Below are 24,601 nucleotides of genomic sequence, written 5' to 3'. Positions count from 1 at the left end.
ATGGTCGCCAAGATCCAGAATGCGCCGAATCGCGCGGCGTTTGACGTCCAGGCCTCGCAGGACCTGCGCAACCAGTTCAAGAAGGACCCTCAGGGCGGTCTGAAAGCCGCCGCGCAGCAGTTCGAGACCCTGTTTCTGCAGATGGTGCTCAAGAGCATGCGCGATACGGTGCCGACCGATGGTCTGATGCACAGCGACCAGACGCGTTTCTACAACAGCCTCCTCGATCAGCAGATGGCGCAGAACATGGCCAGTTCAGGGAACGGAATCGGTTTCGCCCGGCTGATTGAGCAGCAACTGGGGGGGTATCTCGGTGGCGCGCAGCTTGAAGATGGCATCGACGACCTTTCGGCAATGATTGCCGGCAAGGGTTTGCCGGCCGGCCTGCCGGCTGCCGGTGCCTTGCAGTATCGCGAAGTCCCGAGCAGCCTGCCGACATCGGCCGCCTATGCCCTGCAGAGTGCGCTGGCGGCCAACTCGGCCCGCAGTTCGGGTGAGGCGCCGACGTCGGCGCGGGACTTCGTCAATCAGCTCTGGCCCAATGCGGTTGAGGCTTCCCGTTCCACCGGCATCCCGCCGCAATTCCTGGTGGCCCATGCGGCGCTGGAGAGCGGCTGGGGAAAGAGCGAGATCCGTCATCCTGATGGCAGCAGCGCGCACAACCTGTTCGGCATCAAGGCTGGCAAGAGCTGGACCGGAAAAACCGTGGATACGCTGACGACGGAATACGTCAACGGTGTGCCGCAGCAATCGGTCGAGAAATTCCGGGTTTACGATTCCTACGCCGACGCATTCCGCGATTACGCCAACCTGCTGCGCAACAATCCCCGCTATGGCGGCGTGATCGGGACCCAGGATGGCACGGAGTTTGCACGACGTTTGCAGACGGCGGGATACGCCACCGATCCGAAATACGCAGAGAAGCTGTCCGGCATCATCAACGGACCGACGCTGCGTCAGGCATTGATCGGCTAATCCGCCCTAAACATTCCGGCGCCTGCGCCGTTAAACCTCATAGAGGTAAATCATGGGTACTGGACTTATCAGCATCGGCATCACCGGTATACGCGCGGCTCAACTGGGCCTGCTCGCGACCGAGCACAACATCGTGAATGCCAACACCCCGGGCTATTCCCGGCAAAACACCGTGCAGGCGACCAACAACGCGATCACCACCGGTTCCGGTTCGATCGGGCAGGGGGTTCAGGTCGTCACCATCAAGCGTCAGTACGATGCTTACCTGAATAATCAGGTCAATACTGCTCAGACCCAGGTCAGCAATCTGAATGCCTTGTACACACAGCTGTCCCAGATCGACTTGATGCTGGCCGATCCGGACGCCGGCATGTCACCGGCAATGCAGGACTTCTTCGCCGGTGTCCAGCAGGTTTCATCCAATCCTTCATCACTGCCGGCGCGGCAATCCATGCTGACTTCCGCGCAGACCATGGTGACCCGATTCAATAACCTCGACCTGCGGTTGACCGAGATTGCCAGGCAGCTCGATGGACGCATCGTCAGCGCCGTTGCCGACATCAATGCCTATGCGAACGAAATTGCCGATCTCAATCAGCGTATCGTGCTCGCACAATCGGGTTACTCCCAGCCGCCCAATGATCTGCTCGACCAGCGCGATCAACTGGTCAATGAGTTGAACAAGCTGATCAAGGTCAACACCAGTACCAACAGTGATGGCAGCTTCAATGTATTCATCGGAACCGGTCAGCAACTGGTGATTGGCGGCAAGACGGTGGAGATGACGGCATCTGCCTCCAGCCTTGATTTGACGCGCATAGCCGTTGGTCTGAAGACAGCAGGCGGCACCCAGGAATTGCCGGAGTCCTTGATCGTCGGCGGCGAACTGGGCGGCTTGGTCAGTTTCAGAAGTCAGTCCCTCGATGCTGCGGTGAACGAGCTTGGTCGGGTTGCTGCATCGCTTACGCTGACTTTCAATGCCCAGTATGGTTTGGGGATGGACATGAGCGGGCGGATTGCCGGTGAAACGGGATTCGTTGGCGAACTGTTTTCCGTTCCGCAGCCGAAGGTCGTGCCAAGTGCAACAAACCAAGGCACGGGCGCATTGACGGCGAGTTTCTTGCCGCCGGTGGCACCGTCCGCACCTGACTACGCAGGGAATTTCTATACGAATCTGAGCAACAGCGATTATCTGGTGACGTTTGCTGCAGGCGGAAACTATACGGTAACCCGACAGAATGACGGCGTTGCAGTTGCCACCGGAACCAGTCCGGCCGGCGTCCAGTTTGACGGCGTTTCCCTGAATATTTCTGTTCCCGGTGCGATGGCCGGTGACCGTTTTGTCGTCAAGCCGGTTGCTGAGGCGGCCAAGAACATCTCGCTTGAAACGCGGGTTGTTGCAGATCCGCGGCTGGTGAATGCGGCAGCGCCAGTGCGTACGATTCCGGCGATTACCAATACCGGCGTGATGGTCATGTCACAAGGCGTCGTCGGGGTTGGCTACTCAATCCCGGCAACGCAGACTCTGGTGGCTACGGCAACTGATTTGACCGGGCTGACAGGAACCTGGGTCGCCACCTATTCCGACGGGACCGTCTCCGCGGCAAGTACGGGAGATATTCCGCTGACCAGTGGTACTGCAACGCTGTCGGGCATTACCTGGAACAATATGTCATTCAGCATTACCGGGGCGCCCAATACTGGCGATCGTTTCGTCATCGAGCGTAACAGCGACGGTCTGCAGGATGGACGAAATGCCTTGAAGTTTGCTGCGCTGCAAACGGCAAATACAACGGCCGGTGGAACTGCAACCTATCAATCGACTTACTCACGGTTGGTTGCCGAGAATGGCATCAGGACACGGGAGGCCAAGGTGCGTCTGGCTGCTCAAGAGGCGGTCCTGACACAAGCCCAAAATGCCAGGGACTCACTGTCGGCGGTCAATCTCGATGAGGAGGCGGCAAATTTGATGAAGTTCCAGCAGGCTTATCAGGCCGCCGCAAAAATTCTTGATGTCGGTAACAAGATGTTCGAAACCTTGTTGTCGATCAGGTAAGGAGACATATCATGCGTGTCAGTACCTCGATGATTTACGGCTCCGGCTTGCGGGGAATGATGAATCTGCAATCAGAGTTGTACCGGACCCAAAATCAGCTTTCGACCGGGCGTCGGATTCTAACGCCCGCCGATGACCCGATTGGCGCTGCCGAAGCGCTGGAAATTTCGCAGTCGAAAGGTGTCAATACACAGTTCAAGAATAATCAAGCGGATGCAACTGTCCAATTGAGCTTGGCAGAGTCCATTGCGGGCAGTGTGGGGAACACCTTGATCCGGATTTCCGAGCTTGCGGCGGAGGCCGGGAATCCGATGCTTGATAATGCCCAGCGGGGCACGATTGCCGCCGAAATGAAGTTGCAGCTTCAAAGCTTGATTGGTTTGGCGAATACTCAGGATGGCAGTGGCTTGCATATCTTTGCCGGCTACAAGTCGACCACGGTGCCGTTTGCCATTAATACCACTGCGACGCCACCCTCGCCCGGAGATACCGCGCCGGCATATTCCCTAGGCAATACCTATGTGAATTATTCCGGCGATGCGGGCACTCCTGCCTTGCAGGTGACCGCGTCAAAGGTCATGGCGGTATCCGAAAACGGCATGCAGTTATTCATGCAGGTTCGCGATGCCCAGGGCAACATCACCGGGCAAAGCATGTTCGATACCGTCAAGAATCTGGTGGATATTGTCGATCCTTCGAGTGGCATGACTTTTTCGGCGAGTGAGCTTGAACAGATTAGAGGAAATATCAAGAGCACAATTGATCACGTGGCCAATGTCCGGGCGTCTCTGGGGGCCAGGCTAAATGCCGTGGATGGACTTTCGACGACAGCAAGTGACATCGACTATCTCTATAAAGTTCGATTGTCGGAGCTGCAGGATCTGGATTTCACCGAGGCAATTTCCCGATTCACCCGGTATCAAACCCAACTCGAAGCCACGCAACTGACCTTCAAGCAAACCAGTCAACTCAGTCTTTTCAATATCCTGTGAAAACTTACGTTGCAGTCGGGTTGTCTGCCTTGGCGCTTTCGCTGAGTGCCTGCTCCTCGACGGGGGCGAGCGCCTTTACCTTGACCACCAACACCACGCTGAAGACCAATGTGGTGCTTGGTGCCGCCGCGGCGATCTACCTGATTTACGATCCGCTGGCTCCCAACTGGGAAATCGAGGAAACGCGTCTGCCGGACGACAGCTACCGCCTGTCGATGAAGATGAAGCGTTTCCATACCGGCGGTTCCGGCGAGGCGATCCAGGTACTGAAGCGCCGTGCGCGGCAGTTGCAGGAGGAACAGGGGCATGTCGGGTACGAGATTGCCGGCTATTCGGAAGGCATCGATTCTCAGACCCTGATGACGCGCCGGGTGGCCGAAGGAACGATCCGCTTCGTCAAGCGCGAGGACGCCGATTCCTTCGCACTGAACGGCAGCTACTGAGCCGCCGGCAAGGCGAAACCGAGCATGGCCCGGATGGCGAAGTCGTAGAGGTCCTGTAACGGACCGGTCAGGTAGTTCAGGCTGACACCCACCGCCATGAACCCCCCCATCAGGGTTAGCGGAAAGCCCAGGGCAAAGAGGTTGAGTTGCGGTGCCGCCTTGGTCAGCACGCCGAGCGCCACGTTGGTGATCATCAATGCCACCAGCACGGGGAGCGCGAGCAGCAATCCGGCGGAGAATATCTTCCCGCCCAGTTCGGCGAGGTTGCGCCAGCTGTTCGGAGACAAGGCCTCCGGACCAACCGGTATGGCATGGAAACTCTGCGCCAGGGTCGAGATGTAGAGCAGGTGCCCATCGAAGGCCATGAACAGCAACAGGGCGATCAGACCGATGAATTCGGCCAGAACGGCCGTTTGTGCGCCTTCCATCGGATCGTAGAAAGTGGCGAAGCCCAGACCCATCTGGAAGCCGATATAAGTGCCGGCCATGTCGATGGCGGAGAATACGATGCGGGCGGCGAAACCCATGGAAATGCCGATCAGCACCTGCTGGCCAAGTATCCACAGGCCGGCCAGCGATGCCGGCTGGACATTGGGCATCGGTGGCAGCACCGGGGCGATGGCAATGGTGATGCCGAGTCCGAGGATCAGGCGGGTCCGCCGGGGAATGCCAGCGGTACTCCACAGCGGCGCAGTCGCGACCAGCCCGAGTATGCGGGCCAGCGGGAAAGCGTAGAACGCGATCCAGGCATCGATCTGCGCCAGGCTGAGGCTGAGCATGGGTCAGCCGATGATCTGGGGAATGCTGCCGAACAATCGCTGGATATAGTCCACCATGTACTGCAACATCCACGGACCGAGCAGGATCATTACGAGAAATATGGCGACCAGCTTGGGAACGAATTGCAGGGTCGCCTCGTTGATCTGGGTGGCTGCCTGGAAGATGCTGACGATCAGGCCGACGGCGAGGGCAGCCAGCAGCATCGGCGCCGACATCATCAGCGTGGCTTCGATGGCCTGACGGCCGATCTCCATGACGATGCCCGGCGTCATATGTTGAAACTCTGGACCAGCGAGCCGATGACCAGATGCCAGCCGTCGACGAGAACGAACAGCATCAGCTTGAACGGCAGCGCAACCATGATCGGCGACATCATCATCATACCCATCGACATCAGGATGCTCGCCACCACCATGTCGATGATCAGGAAGGGAATGAACAGCACGAAGCCGATCTGGAAGGCCGTCTTCAATTCGCTGATGACGAAGGACGGGATCAGGATACGCAAGGGGATGTCGTCGGGCGTTGCAATGTTGTCGATCCTGGCGACCCCGGCGAACATCGCGATATCGGCTTCACGCGTATGTTTTAGCATGAAGGCTCGCATCGGTACGACCGCACGTTCGCCTGCCTCCATGATGTTGATCCGGCTTTCCGACAGGGGGACGTAGGCCTCGGTGTACACCCGGTCAAAGGTCGGCGCCATGATGAAAAAGGTCAGGAACAGCGACAGACCGACCAAAATCTGGTTCGGTGGTGCGGTCTGGGTACCCATGGCGTGCCGCAACAGCGAGAGCACGATCAGGATGCGCGTGAAACTGGTCATCATCAGCATGGCCGCCGGGATGAAACTCATCGCGGTCAGCAGCAGCAGCGTCTGGATGGTCAGGCTGTAGGTCGTGCCGCCGGCGCCGGACGGGGTGCTGGTGATGGCCGGCAGGCCCCCGGTTGTCTGGGCAATTGCCGGGGTGGCCAGCAGAACCAGAGGAAGCAGCAGGGCGAGCTTATTGCGCTGCATTCTGACGCTCCCGGATGGCTTTCAGCCAGTCACCGAAGGCCGGTCCCTGGCCGCCGGCTGGTGTCGTGCTGGTGCCCTTGGGCAGGGTGTGCAGGGTACGGATCTGGCCCGGAACGATGCCGATGACCAGCCAGTTGTCCTCGACCTCGACCAGGACGATGCGTTCCTTGGGGCCGAGGGCGATGCCGCTGATGACCCGCATGTTGCCCTGGCCGAACATCTTGCCGCCGGAAACCTTGCGTGCGGCCCAGGTGGCGGCGAACAACAGGCCGACGATGAGCAGCAGGGCCAGGGTGGCCTGCAGATAGGTGCCGGCGGAAACCACCGGCGGGGCACTCTCGGCTGCCAGCAACGGGGCGGGCAGGATCAGCGATAAAGGAAGGGCGCGCAGCAAGGGAGGATCGTCGTCGGGTTTCGGGATGCGCTATCTTAAACCCAAATACCGCCGCCGCAGCGTTGGCGTGCTCAGCGGTTGATTTTGCGCATCCGCTCCGAGGGCGTGATGATGTCGGTCAGGCGGATGCCGAACTTGTCATTGACGACGACGACTTCGCCCTGGGCGATCAGGGTTCCGTTGACCAGCACATCCATCGGTTCGCCGGCCATTGCATCAAGTTCGACGACCGAGCCATGGGCCAGTTGCAGCAGGTTCTTGATGGTGATCTTGGTGCGACCGAGTTCGACGGTGATCTGGACCGGAATGTCCAGGATCATGTCCAGTTCGTTCATGACGCCGCCGGCGGCGCTTGGTGGCGCAAAGGAAGGGAAGATGTCGGCGGGTTGTGCCGCGGCAGCCGGCGTCGCGTCGATCGTCGTCTGTTCGGCCATGGCGGCCGCCCAGTCGTCCTCGCTGATTTGTTCTTCGGCGGCAGCGTTTTCGATGTTTTCCATATCTTCAGACATTCTTTCCTCCTGCTACGACATCTCCCGAACCCGTCTCAGGCGGCGTGGCAATGAACTTTTCGACGCGCAAGGCATACTGGCCATTCTGCTGGCCATAACTGCATTCGATCAGCGGGACATTATCCACCAGGGCTTCGACGCGCGGTGGGATCGTGATCGGAATCACATCGCCCGGTTTGAGCTTGAGTATGTCGCGCAAGGACACTGTACCCGAGCCCAGTTGCGCGACGATTTCGACTTCGGCACCCTGCAGTTGCTTGCGCAGGGTGACGATCCAGCGCTTGTCGGTCGACAACTGGTCGCTCTGCATGGTGCTGTACAGCAGATCCCGGATCGGCTCGAGCATCGAATACGGGAAACAGATGTGCATGTCGGCCGTGGCGCCGCCAAACTCCAGCGTGAACGATGTCGAAACGACGATTTCCGATGGCGTGGCAATGTTGGCGAACTGCGAGTTCATTTCCGAGCGGATGTACTCGAAAGTGATGTCGTAGACCGGTTTCCAGGATTTTGAATACTCGGCGAACACGACCCCGAGCAAGCCCTGGATGATGCGCTGCTCGGTGGCCGTGAAATCGCGGCCTTCGACGCGGGTATGGAAGCGCCCGTCGCCCCCGAACATGTTGTCGACGACCAGAAAGACCAGGTTCGGGTCGAAGACGAAAAGCGCCGTGCCGCGCAAGGGCTTGGCGGCAACCAGGTTCAGGTTGGTCGGCACTACCAGGTTGCGGATGAACTCGCTGTACTTCTGTACGCGGATCGGTCCGACCGAGATTTCCGCGTTGCGGTGCATGTAGTTGAACAGCCCGATACGCAGGTAGCGGGCAAAACGCTCGTTGACCAGTTCGAGCGTCGGCATCCGGCCGCGGACGATGCGTTCCTGCGTGCCAAGGTTGTAGGCGCGAATGGAGGCATCGTCGCCGCCGTGCTCTTCGGGCTCGTCGGTTTCCCCGGTGACGCCCTTGAGCAGGGCGTCAACCTCATCCTGGGAGAGAAAGTCGCCGGCCATGGCTCCTTACTGGATGATGAAGGAGGTGAAAAGGACGGACACGACCGGACCTTCCGGCGGGATGATCTCGCCCCGCTTGTTCTTGGTCGGCGGCTCGATGGCTGAATTGATCTCGGTCTGGATTTCCGCAGCCAGTTGCTCCTTGCCTTCCTTGGACTGCAGTTCGGAGGCCTTCTTGCTCGACAGCAGCAGGGTCACGTTGTTGCGGATACGCGGCATCATCATGGCCAGCGTTGCCTGCGACGGCGCTGCGTCCAGTTCGACGGAAAGCACGACCTGCAGGTACTGATCACCGACTTCCGGCACCAGATTGACCGTGAAGGGATCAAGGTTCACGAAGGTGGGCGGTCCGGCATCGGCCTTCTTCTTCTTTTTGGCCGGTTTCTTTTCCGTTTCCTCGGCGACTTCGTCTTCGTCGAGTTCTTCGTCGCTGCCGCCGCTCATCATTAGGAAGGCGCCGGCACCGGCTGCTGCCAGCAGGACCACCGCCAGCACGATGATGATCAAGAGTTTCTTGCTTTTCTTCGGTGCGCCTTCCGCGCCTTCTTCGGCTGGCTTGTTATCCTTGGCCATGCTTCTCCCTTTCTATCTTCTGGTGTCAGGCGAACAGATCAACCATTCCCCTGCCTTGGCGGGCAGGTAGCCCGGAGGTTCCGGAATGCGTTGCTTGATCGGGCGAAAGTATAGCCTCTTCACCGTCGAAGCGGGGGGCGTTGCCGGCCTGTTGCGAGGATTCCTGCTGGGCCTGCTGCTGTTGCTGCGCCTGTGAGCCGACATTCGACTGTCCCAGGTTGATCCCCGCGCCGGAGAGCATGTCACGCAGCCTGGGCATGGCGTCTTCGATGGCCTGGCGAACTTCCTGGTTGGCAACAGCGAAGTGCGCGGTCATCTGATCGCCATTCAGGCTGATGTTGATCTGTATCGGTCCCAGTTGCGCCGGATTCACGTTGATCTGGGCGTTCTGAACGTCACCGCGAGCCAGCCAGACAACCCGTTCGCTGAATTGCTGTGCCCAGCGGGGATCATGGACCGGTGCCGGAACGTGGTGCTGCATTTCTCCCTTGCCGGTACCCTGCAGACGTTCGCCGGCGGTCGCCGGATTGAAGAGCGGGGCGTTCGTGGATTCGGTCTTGCCGGCAAGATTTGCCGTTTCGCTGCTGGCGGCCAGTGCATCACTTGCCGCCGCCCGGGCGGCGAGCATTGCCGGGTTGCCAGCGGCCGCCTTGTCGTCGGTCGGCACAAATGCCTTGCCAAGCCCGATATCGGTACGGGCGGAGCGGTCGCCGCGCACATCGGTGTCGTTGCCGGGGCGCTGGGCGATCATCTCGAAAATATTGAGCGCAGCCAGCGGCGCAGCTTCGCCGGCCTCGTCGCCGTCGGCGCCGAGCAGTGTGGCATCGCGATCCTTGCTGCCGGCGCCCAGCTGGCGATCCTGGGTGTTCGGCAAGGCAGCGCCATTGCTCATGCTGTTGAGCATCTGGCTGAAGTCGCCGAGTTGCCCGGCCAGCAGCGCGGCAAAGTCGATTGCGCCGGCGTCGAGTCCCGGCAAGGCCGAGGACGTGTTATCGGTGGCTGCATTGCCGGGAAGTGCCGCAGTCGGAATGACGGAGATGCTCATGTGAGTTCCAGATCAAAAGTACCTGCCCACTAAAAGCAAGCAGCGTGCCGGGCTATTTCTGGTCGTTTTTCGTATCGGCGACGAATTTTCTGGCCGAGAACTCGTCGAGCAATTTCTGCTCCTGCTTGTTCTCCTTTTGCTTTTCCCGGGCTTCGTGACGGGTTGCCAGCGTACCGATGGCCTGGAGCCGGGTGTTCTGCTGTTTCCAGTGTTCCTGGCCCCGGCGGGTGCCGGCTTCGCTCTGGCGGACGATTTCGCGTTGCTGGCCGATGGCCTCGTCAATTCGGCCGAGGAAGTCCTGGTAGTTGGCCAGGACTTGCCGGGTCAGGCCCTGGGCGGTGGCATCCCGCAATTTGTCGGCATACTCGGCACGGTACTGCTCGAGCATTTCCAGCCGGCTCCTGGCGTTCTGTTCGGCGGAAATGAGCTTGCCCAGATTGCGCGTGGCCTCGTCCGTGCGGTTCTGCATCAGTTCCAGCAGCGGCTGCAGGGAGAAATTGGATGCCATGGTTTAACGCGTCAGCTGAACAGGCCGGACAACTGGCCGATGCTGGAGAGGAAGTCCGATTTTTCGGTCAGTTTCTGCTGCAGGAAGGCTTCCATGCGCGGGTACATGGCGATCGACTGATCGAGCACCGGGTCCGAGCCAGGCGCGTAGGCGCCGACGGCGATCAGGTCACGGGAGCGCTGGTAGCGGGAGAACAGGACCTTGAAGCGGCGGATGTGGTCGAGCTGGTTGTCGTCGATCAGATTGACCATGGCCCGGCTGATCGACTGCTCGATGTCGATGGCCGGGTAGTGGCCGGCGTCGGCAAGCGTCCGGGTGAGCACGATGTGACCGTCGAGAATGGCGCGTGCCGAATCGGCAATCGGGTCCTGCTGGTCGTCGCCTTCGGCCAGTACGGTGTAGAAGGCGGTGATCGAGCCGCCGCCTTCGACGCCGTTGCCGGCGCGTTCGACCAGTTGCGGCAGACGGGCGAAGACGGATGGCGGATAACCGCGGGTGGCCGGCGGTTCGCCGATGGCCAGGGCGATTTCCCGTTGGGCCATGGCGTAGCGGGTCAGCGAATCCATGATCAGCAGGACATGTTTGCCCTGGTCGCGGAAGTACTCGGCGATGGTTGTGGCGTAGGCCGCACCCTGCAGGCGCATCAGCGGACCGGTATCGGCCGGGGCGGCGACGACGACGGCCCGGCGCATGCCTTCCTCGCCGAGAATGTGTTCGATGAATTCCTTGACTTCGCGGCCGCGTTCGCCGATCAGGCCGACCACGATCACCTCGGCTTCGGTGTAGCGGGCCATCATCCCGAGCAGGACCGATTTGCCGACGCCGGAGCCGGCAAAGAGGCCCATGCGCTGTCCGCGACCGACCGTCAGCAGGGAATTGATCGCCCGGATGCCGACGTCGAGCGGACGTTCGATGGCGGCGCGGCTCATCGGATTGATCGGGCGGCTTTGCAGCGGCCGGGCCTGGCTGGCGCGCAGCACGCCTTTCGCATCCAGCGGCCGGCCAACGCCGTCGAGCACCCGGCCGAGCAGTTCGTCACCGACCGGTACCTGTTTGGCGCGGTCGATGGCGCGCCGTTTGAGGTGGCCGGGCTGATCGACCTGGGGCGGCGGGCTGGGCGCGTCGAACGGGACCACCCGGGCGCCGGGGGCCAGACCGAAAACTTCGTCGGAGGGCATCAGGTAGAGCTTCTCGCCGGCGAAACCGACGACCTCGGCCTCGATGGGCGCGCCGGTCGTGGGGTGGATGCGGCAGGTGCTTCCCAAGGGAAGTTTCAGTCCCGAGGCTTCCATGACCAGGCCGTTGATCCGGGTCAGCCGGCCGCTGGGCCAGATTGCCTGGGCATTGCCGGCGCTATGCCGGCAACCGTCGAGGAAATCCTGCCAGCGCCGGCGATGGTCGGGCGGATTCACCGGATCAGCCATTTTTCGGGCTCGACACCGATGGCTTCGAGGACGCGCCGCCAGCGCGTTTCCAGCGTCGCGTCGATTTCGCTGTGACCGGCCTTGAGCAGGCACCCGCCGGGACTCAGGGTGCTGTCGGGAACCAGATTGATGCTACCGGGCGGGCCGATTTCGACAAGGCCCGCCCGCAGGGCGTCTAGATCGTCCGGATGGGCATGCAGGGCCAGGTTGCCGTGATGCAAGGGTAGGGCCTGCAGGGCTTCGCGAACGATCGGAAGCAACAGGTCGCGGCGGATTGTCAGCGTGCTGCCGAGGACCAGCGAGGCGACTTCGAGCGCCAGGTCCAGCGTCTGCTCGCCGACGGCCTGGTCGAGCTCGCCCAGCGATTGCCGGAAATTCTCGACCAGGGTGCGTAGCCGCGCGAGTTCCTCGTCGCGGGCGGTCTGCATGGCCTCGGCGGCGGCTTGCAGGCCTTCTTCGTAGCCGGCCTGATAACCTTCCTGGCGCGCCTGTTCGTGGATCTGTTCGATGTCGTCGGCAGTCGGCAGGTTGAGCGGTCCGGCGACAGCTTCGCCTTGTTCCTCCTCCACAACCTCGGCAATTTCGACCGGAGTTTCCGCCGGTTCCTCGACGACATCGTCCGGCGCATCGAAGGCATTTGCCTGCCAGCGCTGGTAAGCAGCCAGTTGTTCTTTCGGGATGACGCCTGCCATGGGTTAGACCATCTGTTCGCCACCGGCGCCGCCGAGCACGATCTGGCCTTCGTCGGCAAGGCGGCGGACGATCTTGAGGATTTCCTTCTGTTCGGCTTCGACCTCGGAGAGGCGGACAGGTCCCTTGGACTCCAGGTCTTCGCGCAGCATTTCCGCCGCCCGCTGCGACATGTTCTTGAAAATCTTTTCGCGCAACTCCGGCGAAGCACCCTTCAGCGCCAGGACCAGCGAGTCGGACTGGACTTCGCGCATGATCATCTGGATCGAGCGGTCGTCGATCTCCAGCAGGTTCTCGAACACGAACATTTCGTCGAGAATCTTCTGCGCCAGATCCGGGTCGTATTCGCGGATCGCGTCGACCACCGAAGTTTCGTTGGCGGTGCCGATGAAATTGAGGATTTCGGCGACCGTCCGCACGCCGCCCATCGCGGTGCGTTTGATGCTGGTCGAACCGGACAGGATTCGCAACATGGCTTCGTTCAGTTCGCGCAGTGCAGCCGGCTGGATGCCTTCCAGCGTGGCGATGCGCAGCACCACGTCGTTGCGCAGACGCTCGGTGAAATGGTTGAGGATTTCACTGGAGTGGTCGTGCTCGAGGTGGACCAGGATGGTGGCGATGATCTGCGGGTGTTCGTTCTTGATCAGGTCGGCGACAGTCTGGGCATCCATCCACTTCAGCCCTTCGATCCCCGAAGTCTCGCCGCCCTGGAGGATGCGCGAAATGAGGTTCGAGGCCTTGTCGTCGCCCAGTGCCTTGGTCAGCACCGAACGGATGTAATTGTCGGTGTCGACGTGCACCGCCGAGTGTTCTTCCATGTTTTTATGGAATTCGTCGAGCACGGTCTCGACCGTCGCCCGCGGCACGGTTTTCAGCGCCGCCATCGCATGTCCGAGCTTCTGGACCTCGCGCGGGCCGAGGTGCTTGAGCACTTCGGCGGCGTGGTCCTCGCCCAGCGCGATCAGCAGTGTCGCGCTCTTTTCCAGTCCGTCGTCACCCGGCATTGGCGCCCATCCAGTCCTTGATGATGTTTGCTACCGCCTTGGCGTCGGCCTGCGCGAGGTCGCGCGCCTTCTGCACCTTGGCCGCATAGTGGTCGATCTGCACGATGTCCTCGGTTTCGCCGTCCTCGCCGACGACGGCGACGTGGCCAATGGCGCCGGCAACGCCGTCGGCCGTGGTTGCTTCGTCTCCCGTTGCGGGCGCCGGGAACATGGTTTTCAGCGAAGGCTGGATGACCTTGAAGTAGAGGAAGGCGATAACGCCGATGATCAGCAGGTACTTGACCAGTTCCTTGGCGTAATCGATGTTGTCGGGGTCCTTCCAGATCGGCATCGACAGGTCGGTCTTCTGGGTGCCGGCGAACGGCGCGTTGGCGACCGAGATCGAGTCGCCGCGTTCCTGGCTGAAGCCCATCGCCTCACGCACCAGGTCGTTGATCTGTTTCATTTCCGCTTCCGGCAGCGGACGGCTGACCTCTTCGCCGCTCTTGGGGTCGAGCGCCTTGCGGTGATTGACCACCACGGCGGCCGTCAGGCGCCGGACGGCGCCCATGCCCTGCTTGGTGTGGCGGATGGTTCGATCGACTTCGTAATTGATCGTCGAGTTCTTGCTGGTGTTGATCGGCTGACCGGCGGCGTTGAGCGGGGCGGTAATGCCAGCGGCGTCGATGCGGCCGGGGATGTTCCCCTGTGCGTCGGGCTGGCCCGGGGTGCCGCCGACGGCCGGCGCGGTCAGCGGGGCGGTGGCCGGTACCGGCGGCTGGTTGGTCAGTGCGCCGGGGACGCCGCCGACTGCTTCATTGACGCTGGCCGTCTCGTTGCTTTGCTGGCTGCGGATCACGCTTGCGTCGGGCGCTGAATTGGGACGGAAGGTCTCGGCCGTCTGCTCGCTCTGCGAGAAGTCGATGTCCGCGGCAATCTGCACGCGGAAGTTGTCTTCGCCGAGCACCGGTTTCAGGATTTGCTCAATACGCCCGACGATGCTGTTCTCGACTTCGCGGACATATTTCAGTTGCGTCGCATCGAGGCCGGCTTCGGTCAAACGGTTTTTCAGCGAGGACAGCAGCGTGCCGTTCTGGTCAAGGATGCTGACATTGCTCGATTGCAGTTGCGGCACGCTGGACGAGATCAGGTGGGTGATGCCGGCGACCTGGGCACCGTCCAGGGTGCGCCCGGGGTAGAGGTTGAGCATGACCGAGGCGGTCGGTTTCTGTTCTTCGCGGACGAATACCGAGGGCTTGGGAATGGCCAGATGCACCCGGGCAGCCTCGACCGAACCGATCGACATGATGGTCCGCGCCAGCTCACCCTCCAGACCCCGCTGATAATTCACCTGTTCGGCAAACTGGCTGATGCCGAACTTCTGGTTCTCCATCAGTTCGAAACCGACATTGCCGCCTCGCGGCAAGCCCTGGGAGGCGAGCTTCAGGCGGACTTCGTGCACCCGCTCGCTGGGTACCATGATGGCGCCGGAGCTCGACATGCGGTGTGGAATGTTCTGTTGTTCCAGCGCAGCAACGATGCTGCCGCCGTCCTTCTCGTTCAGGTTGGAGAACAGAACCTTGAAGTCGGGCTGCTGGCTCCACAGGATGGTGCCGACGATGACCGCGATGATGGCAGCGATGGCAACGGCCAGACCGATCTTCTGCTGATCATTCAGGCGGTTGAAAGCCTCGCGCAGGCGATCCGTCGGGTTTTCCGCCGGGGTATTTCCTGCTGTGGTTTCAGTGCTAGCTGCCATCAAATGCCAGGTCGGGTTATGGGAAACAGAAGAAGAATCAATCGGGAAGCCAAATTTTCCTAGAAATATTCTACTATTACCGGCGCCGAATGCACCCTAACTTTTTAATGACAAACCCTCCGCCAGCCTCCAGCGACGCCGCGCCAGCCGACAAAGCGGCAGAACTGCAGCGCGCTTTTGCCATGTTCAACCAGGTTTCGGCCGAGTTGACGCAGGCTTACGAAACCCTGCAGGGCAGGGTAGCCTCGCTGACCGAAGAACTGGCGGTGGCCAACGGCGAATTGCGTCGTCAGTACCGTGAGAAGGAAGCCTTGTCCGAGCGTCTTTCTTCGCTGCTCGATGCCCTGCCGGCGGGCGTGGTGCTGCTCGATGCTTCGGCGCGGGTGGCGGCGGTCAATCCGGCGGCCATGGCAATGTTCGGCGACCAGGTGGTCGGGGCGCACTGGGGCGATGTGGTCAATCGCTGCCTGGAGCCGACACTGACCATCGGCGAGTGGATGCTCGGCGAGAGTCGCCTGTCCGTTGCGGAGAGCGTGCTGCCATCGGGTGACGGGAAAATTCTGCTGCTGCACGACATCAGTACGGCGCAGCGGATGAAGGAAGAGCTGGAGCGTAGCCAGCGGCTGGCGGCGATGGGCGAAATGGCGGCGTCGCTGGCACATCAATTGCGGACGCCACTGGCAGCGGCGCTGCTCTATGCTTCCAATCTCGGCCAACCCGGCATGAGCGAGGATGCACGCGCCAGGTTTTCCGACAAGGCAACCGGGCAACTGCGTCGCCTGGAGCGCCTGATCCAGGACGTGCTGTTGTTTGCCCGGGGCGAAAGCATCGGTGCCGATGTGATCGTTGCCGGCGAATTGCTTGCCGAGGCGGCCCAGACCATGGAGCCGCTGATGCGCGAACAGGGCATCGATTTCGTCGTCCTTGATCAATGTCAGGATGGGCGGCTGGTCGGTAGCCGGAAGGCTTTGTTTGGTGCTCTGGTGAATCTGCTCGAGAATGCCCTGCAGGCGACGCCGGCTGCCGGCAAAATTTGCCTGGGCGGCAATTTTTCCGGCGATTGCCTGCGTTTTTCGGTGCGCGATACCGGGCCGGGCATTCCCCCGGAAAAGCGCGCCCGAATTTTCGAGCCGTTTTACACGACCAAGGGGCAGGGGACCGGGCTGGGGCTGGCGATTGCGCTGGGCGTTGCCCGGGCGCACGGCGGTACGATAGAAATTTCCCCGTCGGTCGTCGACGGGGCCGAGTTTGTCATGACGCTGCCGGCCGGGGTGGCTACAACGGAAATCGATCAATGAGCGAAAACAGTTTGCCGATTCTTGTCGTCGAGGACGATCCCAGTCTGCGCGAAGCCATCGGCGATACGCTGGAACTGGCCGGTCGGCCTTATGTGGCCGTCGATGGCGGCGAGGCCGCCTTGCGGGCGCTCGAGAGCCAGGCGTTTTCGATCGTCGTCAGCGACGTACGCATGATGCCGATGGACGGCATCACCCTGCTCAAGGAAATCCGCGCCCGTCTGCCCTACCTGCCGGTGGTGCTGATGACGGCCTACGCCGAGGTGGACAAGGCGGTCGACGCGATGCGCGCCGGCGCCTGTGATTTCCTGCTCAAGCCTTTCGAACCGCAAGCCCTGATCGGTTACATCAACAAGTACGAACTGGCGACCCACCGTGATGATGCTGGCGTGGTTGCCGAAGATACGGCCAGCCGCGACATGTTCGCCATGGCCAAGCGGGTGGCGCAGACTGATGCGACCGTGTTGCTGACGGGTGAATCCGGGGTTGGCAAGGAAGTGGTCGCTCGCTTCATTCATCGCAATTCGGCCCGCTGCGACGGCCCGTTCGTTGCCATCAACTGCGCAGCCATCCCCGACAGCCTGCTTGAGGCGACGCTGTTCGGTTATGAAAAGGGGGCGTTTACCGGAGCGCAACAGGCGCAGGCCGGCAAGTTCGAGCAGGCCCAGCATGGCACCCTGTTGCTGGATGAGGTGACCGAAATGCCCATGGGGCTGCAAGCCAAGCTGCTGCGTGTCCTGCAGGAGCGGGAAGTCGAACGGGTCGGCGGCAAGAAGCCGGTCGAACTCGATATCCGGATCGTCGCCACTTCCAACCGGGATATGGCGGACGCCGTCGCCCGCGGTGTTTTCCGTGAGGACCTTTATTACCGATTGAATGTCTTCCCCGTGGCCATCCCGGCGCTGCGTCAGCGTTCGCTGGACATCCTGCCGATCGCCCGTCATTTCATCACCGAGCACGGTGCCCGTTTCGGGCGAACCGGCATGCAGCTGTCTCCGCTGGCCGAGCAAGCACTTACCTCCTATGGTTGGCCGGGCAATGTGCGCGAACTGGAAAATGTTGTCCAGCGGGCGCTGATCATGGCGCCGGGCCAGTGCATCGAACCCGAGCACCTCAACCTTGTCGGTCAGGTGGCGCCCCAGGCGTCGACTGTCGTGACCCTCGATGAAAAAAGGGGGGATAATATGAACATCAAGGATCTGGAGCGCGAGCACATCCTGCAGACCCTGGCCGAAGTCGGTGGTTCACGCAAGCTGGCGATCGAGCGTCTGGGGATTTCCGAGCGAACCTTGCGTTACAAGCTTCAGCAGTATCGGGAAGAAGGGCATTACCGGGATTGATCCTGGTCCGTTTATTGCTCTGTATTCCGCAGTTGGAGGATGGGAATCATGGACACCAAGGGTATTGAACAAATGTTGAGCGTGCTGCGGTCCACCGCAGCGCAGGCATCCGGCAAGCCGGCAGATTCTTCTGCAGGGGTGGCGGGCGTTGCCGATTTTTCCGAAGTCCTGAAAAACTCCATCGACAAGGTCAACGATACGCAGAAGTCCGCCAATCAGATGGCCGAGAAAATGGTCGCCGGCGACACCACACAGAACCTGCACGAAGTGATGATCGCCCTGCAGACGGCCAGTGTTTCCTTCCAGGAAATGGTCCAGGTGCGCAACAAACTGGTCACCGCATACCAGGACATGATGAACATGCAGGTCTAAGCTCTCCCAGGGAGAGCTTTTTAGTCCTTGCCGCGTACGATCATTAATCCGGCCAGATTCCCGATGCCAATGCCGAGCCGTTTCTCCAGGGAGTCGGCAACCTGGCCCAGATAGTTCTTGTTGTGTGAAGCCAGCCGGGAAAATGAGTAGAAGAACTCGACAATCATTTCCTGGCTCGTGCCTTCCCGAAATCCCGACAGCCCGAGCAGGAAAGCATGTGAAATAAGATACAGGGAAACCAGTTCGCGATATTGACTGCTGGGGCTGCTGCCCCGGAAGGGAAAAAGCGAACGAAATACGTGGTGAATCAGCAGGTTTTCCAGCACGAAGGGATGGTCGGTCAGGAATGGCCCCAGGTACTTCCGGTATATGTCTTCGTGCAAGGCGATAAGCTGGCTATCGTCTGAAGATTCGCCCGGCTTCCATGACAGACCACGACAGGCCTCGTCAAAACAGCGTTTGAGTACTGGCTGCTGAATATCGGGTTGAAGATCGGTGAGTATCGTCTGAAAAAGTCGCAGGCGCTGGACGGGATTGGGGCGCAGTGCCTCGATTTGCTCCTGAATGATGTGGGCGTGATGGAGCATCTCGACATATTTGCCGAGAACGTCCGGTAATCGTTTGCTGACTCCCTGTGGGCCTGACTGCATCGCCGATTCGCTCTCCGCCAGGAGGCGTCCCAGAAGCAGCAGGCGTGCTTCAAGACTGATCGTGCGAGCCTGAAGGATGGCGACAATGACGGCACGCAGATCATTCATGTTGGCAATGGCATCGTCGTCAAGTGCTTTGCCCGAAAGCCTGCCAAGCAGTGAGGTCGGTTGTTCCAGAACGGGGTTGGCCGTTACCTCGACGAAATGTATCGGTTCCGGATCAAGCAGTATCTGGCGCGCTGCTTCAGGGCAGGAGAGTGCCAGCGAATACTCGAATTCGTTACCGAATAAATTAGCGGTTCGCGGATAGCTCGAGCAGGTGTTGCTGAGCGCTGTGTGCCCCATTTCCTTGTGAATTCGGCAGAGATTCTGCGTGTCGAGGAAGGGGCAGGATTTATCTGCGCCCATTACGATCAGGGCAAAGTCGTGTGCGCTTTTCGAACGGGGATTGCGCTTTATCGCCCGCGAAAATAATTCGGAGAGCGTGCTATCCCGGCTATTTTTGTAGGCGAGATATGTCGGTTTATCGATTGCAATCTGCCATCCGGTACAGCAGGAGTCCTCACAGCTTGAACCGATGCACTCAAATTTGGGGTAGTGGTGGAGCGCGAGTGCTTTTTTTCCCGTCATTTCGACCAGAGGCTTATGGTGATGAGCGCGATGGTAAGCGAAGACAGGCTGGCCGTAAGCACTTATTCCTCAAGTTAAGTATTTTTCAGCTGCTTCACGCTGCGCTCGCAGCAATGCTTCCTGTTTCTGGCGGCGTGCTTCTTCGGCTCGCTCGTAGGCTTCTTTTTGTGCGCGCCGTTTTTCGGCCAGTTTTGCTGCAGCGAGTCGACCCTTGTGGATCGTCCGGCTGGCCAGGATTCCAATGCCCAATACCAATGTGGCGACCAAGGCTTTTTCCAGCGGATTGATGGCAAGCACGATGATCATCGTGATGCCGAGAACGAGTTCAATCCAGAAATGTTGGTACTGAATGCTGCTGTGCTGCATGCCTCGAGGAACTTGTTCGACGGAAGGGGCGCATTCTAGTCAGCGCTGGCTTCCTTGCCAAGGGTGTCAGGCAAGTGCCTGGTGGCGTAGCTTGCGCTCCCGTTCAAGGCGGGTGATGTAGCGTTCGATCAGGGTCTGTCGTGTTCCGGGCAGATTGATGAATTCGCATCCCAGGCGCAGAAATTGTTCGTTGCTTGCCGTCTCGATGCGCGATATTTCGCGGATGCGGATATTGACCGAGAGTACGCTTTCTCCAGGAATGTCCAGGCGACAGTCGGCAAAGAGTTCGCCAAGCGTGAATTTGTCGGCGTGACTGATCGGTCCGGTCAGACACATGCCTCCGCCGCTGATGTCGAACAAGGGGAAATCGAAGGCCTCGGCGCGCCCGTCGGGGTGCACACGGGCAAATTTGCAATGCAGGGGCGACAGCTTGGGTGTCTCGATGCGGAAGAATTCCCTGCGCTGCAGACGCAGTATCCGGGTCGGCAGTGCCGCCGCCAGCGCCGGCCGGCCTTCGTGTTGCGTCATCTGCAGCGGGGCCAGACGCCACTGTATCTTGACCCGGTCGACCAGCGTCATCATCGTGCTCTGTGTCGCGTCCAATGCCGGTTGCAGGAGAGCTGCCTGGCCGGGAGGATCGAGCACCAGGCGCTGCCCGTCTTCGTCGATAGCCAGGATGGTGGTCAGGAAAAAGCGCTGGCCGGCGTCCAGATAAAGGGTGATGAAGTGGCGCTGTTCCTGGAGTATGCGCAGATGGCGCAATATTTCAAGCGGGTTGCCGAGAATGTACTGACCATAATTTTCCGGTTGGTCGATTTCGAAAACCGGGACGGAGGTTTCTTCAGAGACTGGCATCATTTGCCCGAGGCTATCCATGTGGTCACAATGTCGGCGGTTCCAGCGTTTCGCCCTGTTCGATACGATACAGCCAAGCCAGCAGCTCGGCTACCGCCATGTATAACTGCGGGGGGATGTGTTCGTCAATATCCACTTGGGTTAGCAAGGCGACAAGCTCCGGCGATTCATGAACAAATACGCCGTGCTCCTTGGCTTTGGCGATGATTTCCTCGGCGACCAGCCCCTTGCCCTTGGCAACGACGCGGGGGGCCGCGTCGGTTTGCCGGTAGGCCAGGGCGATGGCCTCACGTACCGGATCGTTCGGGTTGATCTGTGCCATGGTCGACGAGGAGTTGGCGGACCGTCAGGCCGGCCGCTTCAAGTTGCTTCTGCAGTGCCGGCAGGGAATCGCGCAGGCGGGATTCGCCATCGCTCGAGGTGGACAGGATGCGGATGCCGAGCTCGCCTCCGGGCTGGAGATGCAGGCGGGCATCGATATCGCCGAGCAGGGGCAACTGCAGCTTCAGGCGGGTATGCCAGCGGGCACTGGCTTCCTCGCCGGTCAGCTGGCGGTCTTCCGGATTTTCACCAATTTCCCACCACATTTTCTGACCTGGCCAGACCTGTCCCTGCCAGGCAAAGCTCTGGTTGGCCAGCCCGTCGAGTTGTTGCTGGACGATGGGGGCGATTTCCCGGGGGACGCCGCCGACGAGTGCGGTCTGTCCTGCAGCCGATTCGGCACGCGGGTTGGCGGTTGATGCCGGATTGTTTGCGGTTGCAGTCGGCTGTCCCGAATTGAATGCCGGAGAAAGTTTTCCCTGGGGCTCCATCTGCAACTGTTCGGTGGGCAATTTGCCGCTGATCCAGCGTGCCTGGTGGGCTTCGTAAAATACGCCGCTCTGGCTCAGGGCCTGCTTGAGCAGGGGAGCGAGCGTGGTGCCATCCTTCGGCATGGTCGACACCAGCGCCTGGTTGCCGTTCAGGGGGGCGGCCGGTGCCCGCTTGCCTTCGCCGTCAATGCCTTGCATCAGGTCGCCAATCAGTTTGCCGGCCCGGCTCAGGTAGGTGGCAACGGAAGGATCCGCCGTCTTGGCCTGGGCATCCGAGCGGTTGGCGACAAAAGCCAGTGTCAGCTTGCCATCGGACTCCGCGACCTCGAGTTCCAGGCTGTCCCCGGGCTTTGCGGCAAAGGGCAGCGCCAGCGTGACGTCGCGCTGGGCGACCAGGGCGCGGTAACTTCCATTGGGCAACAGCGCCTGTATTTCGGCAAATATTCGCTGGCCGGGAACGAGATTGCTGAGGACATCGGCAATCCGCTGCGTGGGAGAAACCGGCTGGGTCTGCTGGGACTGCTGCGTGCTACTCGAATCGGCCAGGGTGGGGCGCAGGGCGCTGGCTACATCCGGCGGAATCATGGCTGGATTTTCGGTTTGCTCAGTGCATTAACCAGCGGGGCAATCTGTTCCTTGCGCGTCATGCAGGCTTCGATCGCGCGCGTCAGCTTGTCTTGCATGGCTTCGAGCCGCTGGCGCGTGATGCTTCCCGATGGCAAGGGACCGTTTGCGGCGTTCAGTGCTCCAAGCAAGGCAGGCTCCAGGTCCGGCAAGCTTTCCCATTCCCCGTTGTTGAGCATGCTCATCAAGGTATCCAGTTGCTCGTCCAGCGCGGAGAGGGCGTCTGTGGGCACGGCTGATCCCCCGGTGTTGGTCAAGCGCCGCCTTTACGGAGGTTTTCGCCCATCTCGCGCCAGGCTCCCGAAATTTCACCGAGCAGTTTCTGTACTTCGCGGATGGCGTTGGGGTCCTGGTGAACATTGGCATGAATCAAGCGGGAAACCATGTAGTCATACAGGGCCTTGAGATTCTGCGCCAGCTCGCCGCCCTCCTCGACGTTCAGGCTGGCCGAAAGGCCGCTGAGGATGATGTCGATGGCTTTCATCAGCGCGTTCGAGCGGCCAGGAATGTCGTTGGCTTCCATGCAAGCCAGCGCTTGGTGCATGGCGCTTTCCGCGCCATCAAACAACAATATGATCAGCCGGTGCGGGTCTGCGCCACGGATTTCGGACTCAAGATCAATCTGCTTGTAAGCAGCAATGGGGCTTGAAAACATGGTGGTGCATTCGGAAAAAGTGAAAACTCAGGCAGGAGAACAGCAAGTCACTTAGTAAACATGGCGAGTTGCTGCCCCAAGTAACCGCTTGTAGTCTGCATGGAGTTCACATATTTGTCGAGCGCCGTGAATTGAGCGCGGTAGCGCTTCTCGACAAGCGAAATTCGCACTTCCATGCTTTCCTTGCTGACGTTGAAGCGCGAGACAGAGTCGTTCAGGCTGCTGATTCTATTGCCGATGGTCCCGCTGCTGCTTTGCAGGTTGGTGATGGTGCTTGCAAATTCCTTGCCGAACGCCTGCATCAGATTTGTTACATCGTTTGGCGTTTCGCTGATCGCTTTTTCGAGCTTTGCCGCATCAAGTTTGAGTTCGCCGGACTGCTGGATGGTGATGCCGATTTGATGGAGGGCTGTCAGGTTCGCACCCGAAAGTTCGGCCGGAACAGTGTTCCGTGCTGAGCCGAGGGCAGACATGACCGAGCGCGCCGCACTATCGCCGCTCAGCGCTTGGCCGGTTTTCGTGGCGGCATCATAACTGCTGTTCGATTTAATGACCTTGGCCACTTCGTTGTAGCCGTCCACAAAGGCCTGGACCGCAGAAGTAATCTTGGCTGTATCTGTCTTGACCGTGATGTTCGACGTGCCAAGCGATGCGGCGGTGAGTGTCAGGCCCTGAATGGCAGTGCTGAAGGTGTTGGTGCTTGAGGTCACTGCAATGCCGTCGATCTTCATCGCGGCATCCTTGGCAGAGCTGCGCATCAGCCCGTCAGCGGCATTGGCGATTGCTATGTCCGCATCGTTCATTACCGCGACTTCAAGCGGCTGCCCGGAAGAAGGTACGGCCGTTGATGTCAAGGTAAAACTATTCGCTGCACCGGGCTTGTCCCCGGAGAGGATCATGCGCTGACTACCGTCGCCAGTGGTGACGACCGTTGCGGTGATACCCGCTTTGGCGCCGTTGATCTGGGCACTGACTTGCGTCAATGTCGAACCTGCGTCAATGGCGATGTTGATGGGGGATCCGCCGCCAACACTGATTTCAATGTTGCCGGCGGCAAACGTCGTGCCAGCAGCGTAGGCATCGGAATAGCTCTTTTGCGCGCTGGCCAGTTGCGTAACTTCCATCGTGTAGGAACCAACTGCCGCATTGAAGCTGGCGGATGCGGTGAGTACCTTGGTATCGCTGGAGGTTGCGCCCACGGCGGAGAGGCGCGAAGGAAACTGCCAGGTTTCGGCAGCGGTCTTGAGGCTGTCCAGTTTGGAATTCAGGGTGCCGTAAACCGAAATCTTGCTTTTGGCAGAGGATATCTGGGCGTCAATGCGCGTGATCGGCGCGCGCTCAGCCGCCAGAATCTTGGTGAGCATGTTTTGCAGATCGACACCTGTGCCGATACCGAGTGAGCTGACGCTTGCCATGATGTTTCCTTCCAGCAGTGATTATGCCTTGTCCTTGATTAGCAAACCCTGCAGCTTGTCCAATGCCCGAGCTAATGCTACCGCTTCCTCGGAAGGCATTTGTCGAATGACTTCATTCGAGTTCCGGTCAATGATCTTGACCACACGGACGCCTGAAGATTCATCAACCGAGAAATTTATCTCGGACTGATTCGGTGCCACAAACTTGGACAAGCGGGATACTGCATCCTCGACTTCGTCTCTTGACGGGGAGTTTTGCCCATCGTTGGTTTGTGAGGTTTGCCCTTCTTGTCTTTGGATTGCACGCCCCGCGTTTGCATTTGGCTGCGTTGCAGCAGGAACGCCTTCGCGAGATGGCCCTTTGGGCATTTCGGCCCGCGTTGTCGGCGGAGAAACCGCGACTGTGTTGACAGAATCAATGTTCATTTC

The 24,601-nt window shown here is 60.2% G+C and carries 29 protein-coding genes; 7 read left to right on the top strand and 22 right to left on the bottom strand.

Annotated features, from left to right (window positions below; all coding sequences use genetic code 11):
- From flgJ to Q0799_RS10300, 4 genes are read left to right on the top strand one after another with little or no spacing between them, the layout of a single operon-like run.
- Entirely contained in the window at positions 1-975 is a 975-nt protein-coding gene (gene flgJ / locus Q0799_RS10315; protein WP_298398019.1) for a flagellar assembly peptidoglycan hydrolase FlgJ, read from the top strand.
- Between the two features lie 52 nt (positions 976-1,027).
- Complete coding sequence (gene flgK / locus Q0799_RS10310; RefSeq protein ID WP_298398017.1) at positions 1,028-3,031, top strand: flagellar hook-associated protein FlgK; 2,004 nt, start codon at positions 1,028-1,030, stop codon at positions 3,029-3,031.
- An 11-nt stretch (positions 3,032-3,042) separates the two neighbouring features.
- Positions 3,043-4,023 carry a flagellar hook-associated protein FlgL gene (flgL, locus tag Q0799_RS10305; protein WP_298398015.1) on the top strand — a complete coding sequence of 327 codons (981 nt, stop codon included), beginning with the start codon at positions 3,043-3,045 and terminating at the stop codon, positions 4,021-4,023.
- A gap of 29 nt (positions 4,024-4,052) precedes the next feature.
- Positions 4,053-4,466, top strand: coding sequence for a hypothetical protein (locus Q0799_RS10300; protein ID WP_298398013.1), 414 nt, complete (start codon positions 4,053-4,055; stop codon positions 4,464-4,466).
- Here Q0799_RS10300 and fliR read toward each other — a convergent pair.
- The 13 genes from fliR to fliF all read right to left on the bottom strand — a co-directional run bounded on the left by fliR (position 4,460) and on the right by fliF (position 15,158).
- Positions 4,460-5,245: a flagellar biosynthetic protein FliR gene (gene fliR, locus Q0799_RS10295; RefSeq protein WP_298398011.1), complete on the bottom strand. Its 786-nt coding sequence runs from the start codon at positions 5,243-5,245 to the stop codon at positions 4,460-4,462. The two genes, Q0799_RS10300 and fliR, sit on opposite strands and share 7 nt — an antisense overlap.
- A gap of 3 nt (positions 5,246-5,248) precedes the next feature.
- Positions 5,249-5,518: a flagellar biosynthesis protein FliQ gene (gene fliQ, locus Q0799_RS10290; RefSeq protein WP_298398009.1), complete on the bottom strand. Its 270-nt coding sequence runs from the start codon at positions 5,516-5,518 to the stop codon at positions 5,249-5,251.
- The gene (fliP, locus tag Q0799_RS10285; RefSeq protein WP_298398007.1) at positions 5,515-6,264 is read right to left on the bottom strand and encodes a flagellar type III secretion system pore protein FliP; all 750 of its coding nucleotides are present in this window, start codon (positions 6,262-6,264) and stop codon (positions 5,515-5,517) included. The genes fliQ and fliP overlap by 4 nt, the downstream gene beginning before the upstream one ends.
- Positions 6,251-6,658, bottom strand: a complete 408-nt coding sequence (gene fliO, locus Q0799_RS10280) for a flagellar biosynthetic protein FliO (protein WP_298398005.1) — start codon at positions 6,656-6,658, stop codon at positions 6,251-6,253. The genes fliP and fliO overlap by 14 nt, the downstream gene beginning before the upstream one ends.
- Positions 6,659-6,729: 71 nt before the next feature.
- Positions 6,730-7,167, bottom strand: coding sequence for a flagellar motor switch protein FliN (gene fliN, locus Q0799_RS10275; protein ID WP_366940777.1), 438 nt, complete (start codon positions 7,165-7,167; stop codon positions 6,730-6,732).
- Positions 7,160-8,176: a flagellar motor switch protein FliM gene (gene fliM, locus Q0799_RS10270; protein WP_298398004.1), complete on the bottom strand. Its 1,017-nt coding sequence runs from the start codon at positions 8,174-8,176 to the stop codon at positions 7,160-7,162. Before fliM ends, fliN begins: the two co-directional genes overlap by 8 nt.
- 6 nt (positions 8,177-8,182) lie before the next feature.
- The gene (locus Q0799_RS10265) at positions 8,183-8,749 is read right to left on the bottom strand and encodes a flagellar basal body-associated FliL family protein (RefSeq protein ID WP_298398003.1); all 567 of its coding nucleotides are present in this window, start codon (positions 8,747-8,749) and stop codon (positions 8,183-8,185) included.
- A gap of 25 nt (positions 8,750-8,774) precedes the next feature.
- Positions 8,775-9,794, bottom strand: coding sequence for a flagellar hook-length control protein FliK (locus Q0799_RS10260; protein ID WP_298398002.1), 1,020 nt, complete (start codon positions 9,792-9,794; stop codon positions 8,775-8,777).
- Positions 9,795-9,846: 52 nt separating this feature from the next.
- On the bottom strand, positions 9,847-10,302 hold the full coding sequence (gene fliJ, locus Q0799_RS10255; RefSeq protein WP_298398000.1) for a flagellar export protein FliJ: 456 nt from the start codon (positions 10,300-10,302) through the stop codon (positions 9,847-9,849).
- 11 nt (positions 10,303-10,313) lie between these two features.
- Positions 10,314-11,726 (bottom strand): flagellar protein export ATPase FliI, encoded by a 1,413-nt coding sequence (gene fliI, locus Q0799_RS10250; protein WP_298397998.1) that lies wholly within the window; start codon positions 11,724-11,726, stop codon positions 10,314-10,316.
- Positions 11,711-12,418, bottom strand: coding sequence for a flagellar assembly protein FliH (locus Q0799_RS10245; protein ID WP_298397997.1), 708 nt, complete (start codon positions 12,416-12,418; stop codon positions 11,711-11,713). The genes fliI and Q0799_RS10245 overlap by 16 nt, the downstream gene beginning before the upstream one ends.
- 3 nt (positions 12,419-12,421) lie before the next feature.
- Positions 12,422-13,420, bottom strand: a complete 999-nt coding sequence (fliG, locus tag Q0799_RS10240; RefSeq protein WP_298397995.1) for a flagellar motor switch protein FliG — start codon at positions 13,418-13,420, stop codon at positions 12,422-12,424.
- Positions 13,410-15,158 carry a flagellar basal-body MS-ring/collar protein FliF gene (gene fliF, locus Q0799_RS10235; RefSeq protein ID WP_298397993.1) on the bottom strand — a complete coding sequence of 583 codons (1,749 nt, stop codon included), beginning with the start codon at positions 15,156-15,158 and terminating at the stop codon, positions 13,410-13,412. The genes fliG and fliF overlap by 11 nt, the downstream gene beginning before the upstream one ends.
- Positions 15,159-15,340: 182 nt before the next feature.
- Here fliF and Q0799_RS10230 point away from each other — a divergent pair, with 182 nt between their 5' ends.
- Genes Q0799_RS10230 through fliE form a run of 3 tightly spaced genes read left to right on the top strand, consistent with a single transcriptional unit; the run spans position 15,341 to position 18,165 of the window.
- Positions 15,341-16,456, top strand: coding sequence for an ATP-binding protein (locus Q0799_RS10230; RefSeq protein ID WP_298397991.1), 1,116 nt, complete (start codon positions 15,341-15,343; stop codon positions 16,454-16,456).
- Entirely contained in the window at positions 16,453-17,793 is a 1,341-nt protein-coding gene (locus tag Q0799_RS10225; protein WP_298397990.1) for a sigma-54 dependent transcriptional regulator, read from the top strand. Before Q0799_RS10230 ends, Q0799_RS10225 begins: the two co-directional genes overlap by 4 nt.
- A gap of 48 nt (positions 17,794-17,841) precedes the next feature.
- The gene (gene fliE, locus Q0799_RS10220; RefSeq protein ID WP_028994526.1) at positions 17,842-18,165 is read left to right on the top strand and encodes a flagellar hook-basal body complex protein FliE; all 324 of its coding nucleotides are present in this window, start codon (positions 17,842-17,844) and stop codon (positions 18,163-18,165) included.
- A 20-nt stretch (positions 18,166-18,185) separates the two neighbouring features.
- Here fliE and fliB read toward each other — a convergent pair whose 3' ends face one another.
- The 9 genes from fliB to Q0799_RS10175 all read right to left on the bottom strand — a co-directional run bounded on the left by fliB (position 18,186) and on the right by Q0799_RS10175 (position 24,598).
- Entirely contained in the window at positions 18,186-19,445 is a 1,260-nt protein-coding gene (fliB, locus tag Q0799_RS10215; RefSeq protein WP_298397987.1) for a flagellin lysine-N-methylase, read from the bottom strand.
- A 69-nt stretch (positions 19,446-19,514) separates the two neighbouring features.
- Positions 19,515-19,811: a hypothetical protein gene (locus Q0799_RS10210; RefSeq protein WP_298397985.1), complete on the bottom strand. Its 297-nt coding sequence runs from the start codon at positions 19,809-19,811 to the stop codon at positions 19,515-19,517.
- Positions 19,812-19,877: 66 nt separating this feature from the next.
- Positions 19,878-20,669: a flagellar brake protein gene (locus tag Q0799_RS10205; protein WP_298397983.1), complete on the bottom strand. Its 792-nt coding sequence runs from the start codon at positions 20,667-20,669 to the stop codon at positions 19,878-19,880.
- Between the two features lie 22 nt (positions 20,670-20,691).
- Complete coding sequence (locus Q0799_RS10200) at positions 20,692-20,988, bottom strand: EscU/YscU/HrcU family type III secretion system export apparatus switch protein (RefSeq protein WP_298397981.1); 297 nt, start codon at positions 20,986-20,988, stop codon at positions 20,692-20,694.
- Positions 20,954-22,063 carry a flagellar hook-length control protein FliK gene (locus tag Q0799_RS10195; protein ID WP_298397979.1) on the bottom strand — a complete coding sequence of 370 codons (1,110 nt, stop codon included), beginning with the start codon at positions 22,061-22,063 and terminating at the stop codon, positions 20,954-20,956. The genes Q0799_RS10200 and Q0799_RS10195 overlap by 35 nt, the downstream gene beginning before the upstream one ends.
- On the bottom strand, positions 22,060-22,287 hold the full coding sequence (locus tag Q0799_RS10190; protein ID WP_028994529.1) for a hypothetical protein: 228 nt from the start codon (positions 22,285-22,287) through the stop codon (positions 22,060-22,062). Before Q0799_RS10190 ends, Q0799_RS10195 begins: the two co-directional genes overlap by 4 nt.
- 68 nt (positions 22,288-22,355) lie before the next feature.
- Positions 22,356-22,757 (bottom strand): flagellar export chaperone FliS, encoded by a 402-nt coding sequence (gene fliS / locus Q0799_RS10185; protein WP_298397973.1) that lies wholly within the window; start codon positions 22,755-22,757, stop codon positions 22,356-22,358.
- A gap of 47 nt (positions 22,758-22,804) precedes the next feature.
- Complete coding sequence (gene fliD / locus Q0799_RS10180; RefSeq protein ID WP_298397971.1) at positions 22,805-24,172, bottom strand: flagellar filament capping protein FliD; 1,368 nt, start codon at positions 24,170-24,172, stop codon at positions 22,805-22,807.
- Between the two features lie 21 nt (positions 24,173-24,193).
- Positions 24,194-24,598: a flagellar protein FlaG gene (locus Q0799_RS10175; RefSeq protein ID WP_298397969.1), complete on the bottom strand. Its 405-nt coding sequence runs from the start codon at positions 24,596-24,598 to the stop codon at positions 24,194-24,196.
- Between the last annotated feature and the right edge of the window lie 3 nt (positions 24,599-24,601).

Source organism: uncultured Azonexus sp. (assembly GCF_937982035.1).
Lineage (GTDB): Bacteria > Pseudomonadota > Gammaproteobacteria > Burkholderiales > Rhodocyclaceae > Azonexus.
This window is presented reverse-complemented; position numbering and strand designations above follow the sequence as displayed.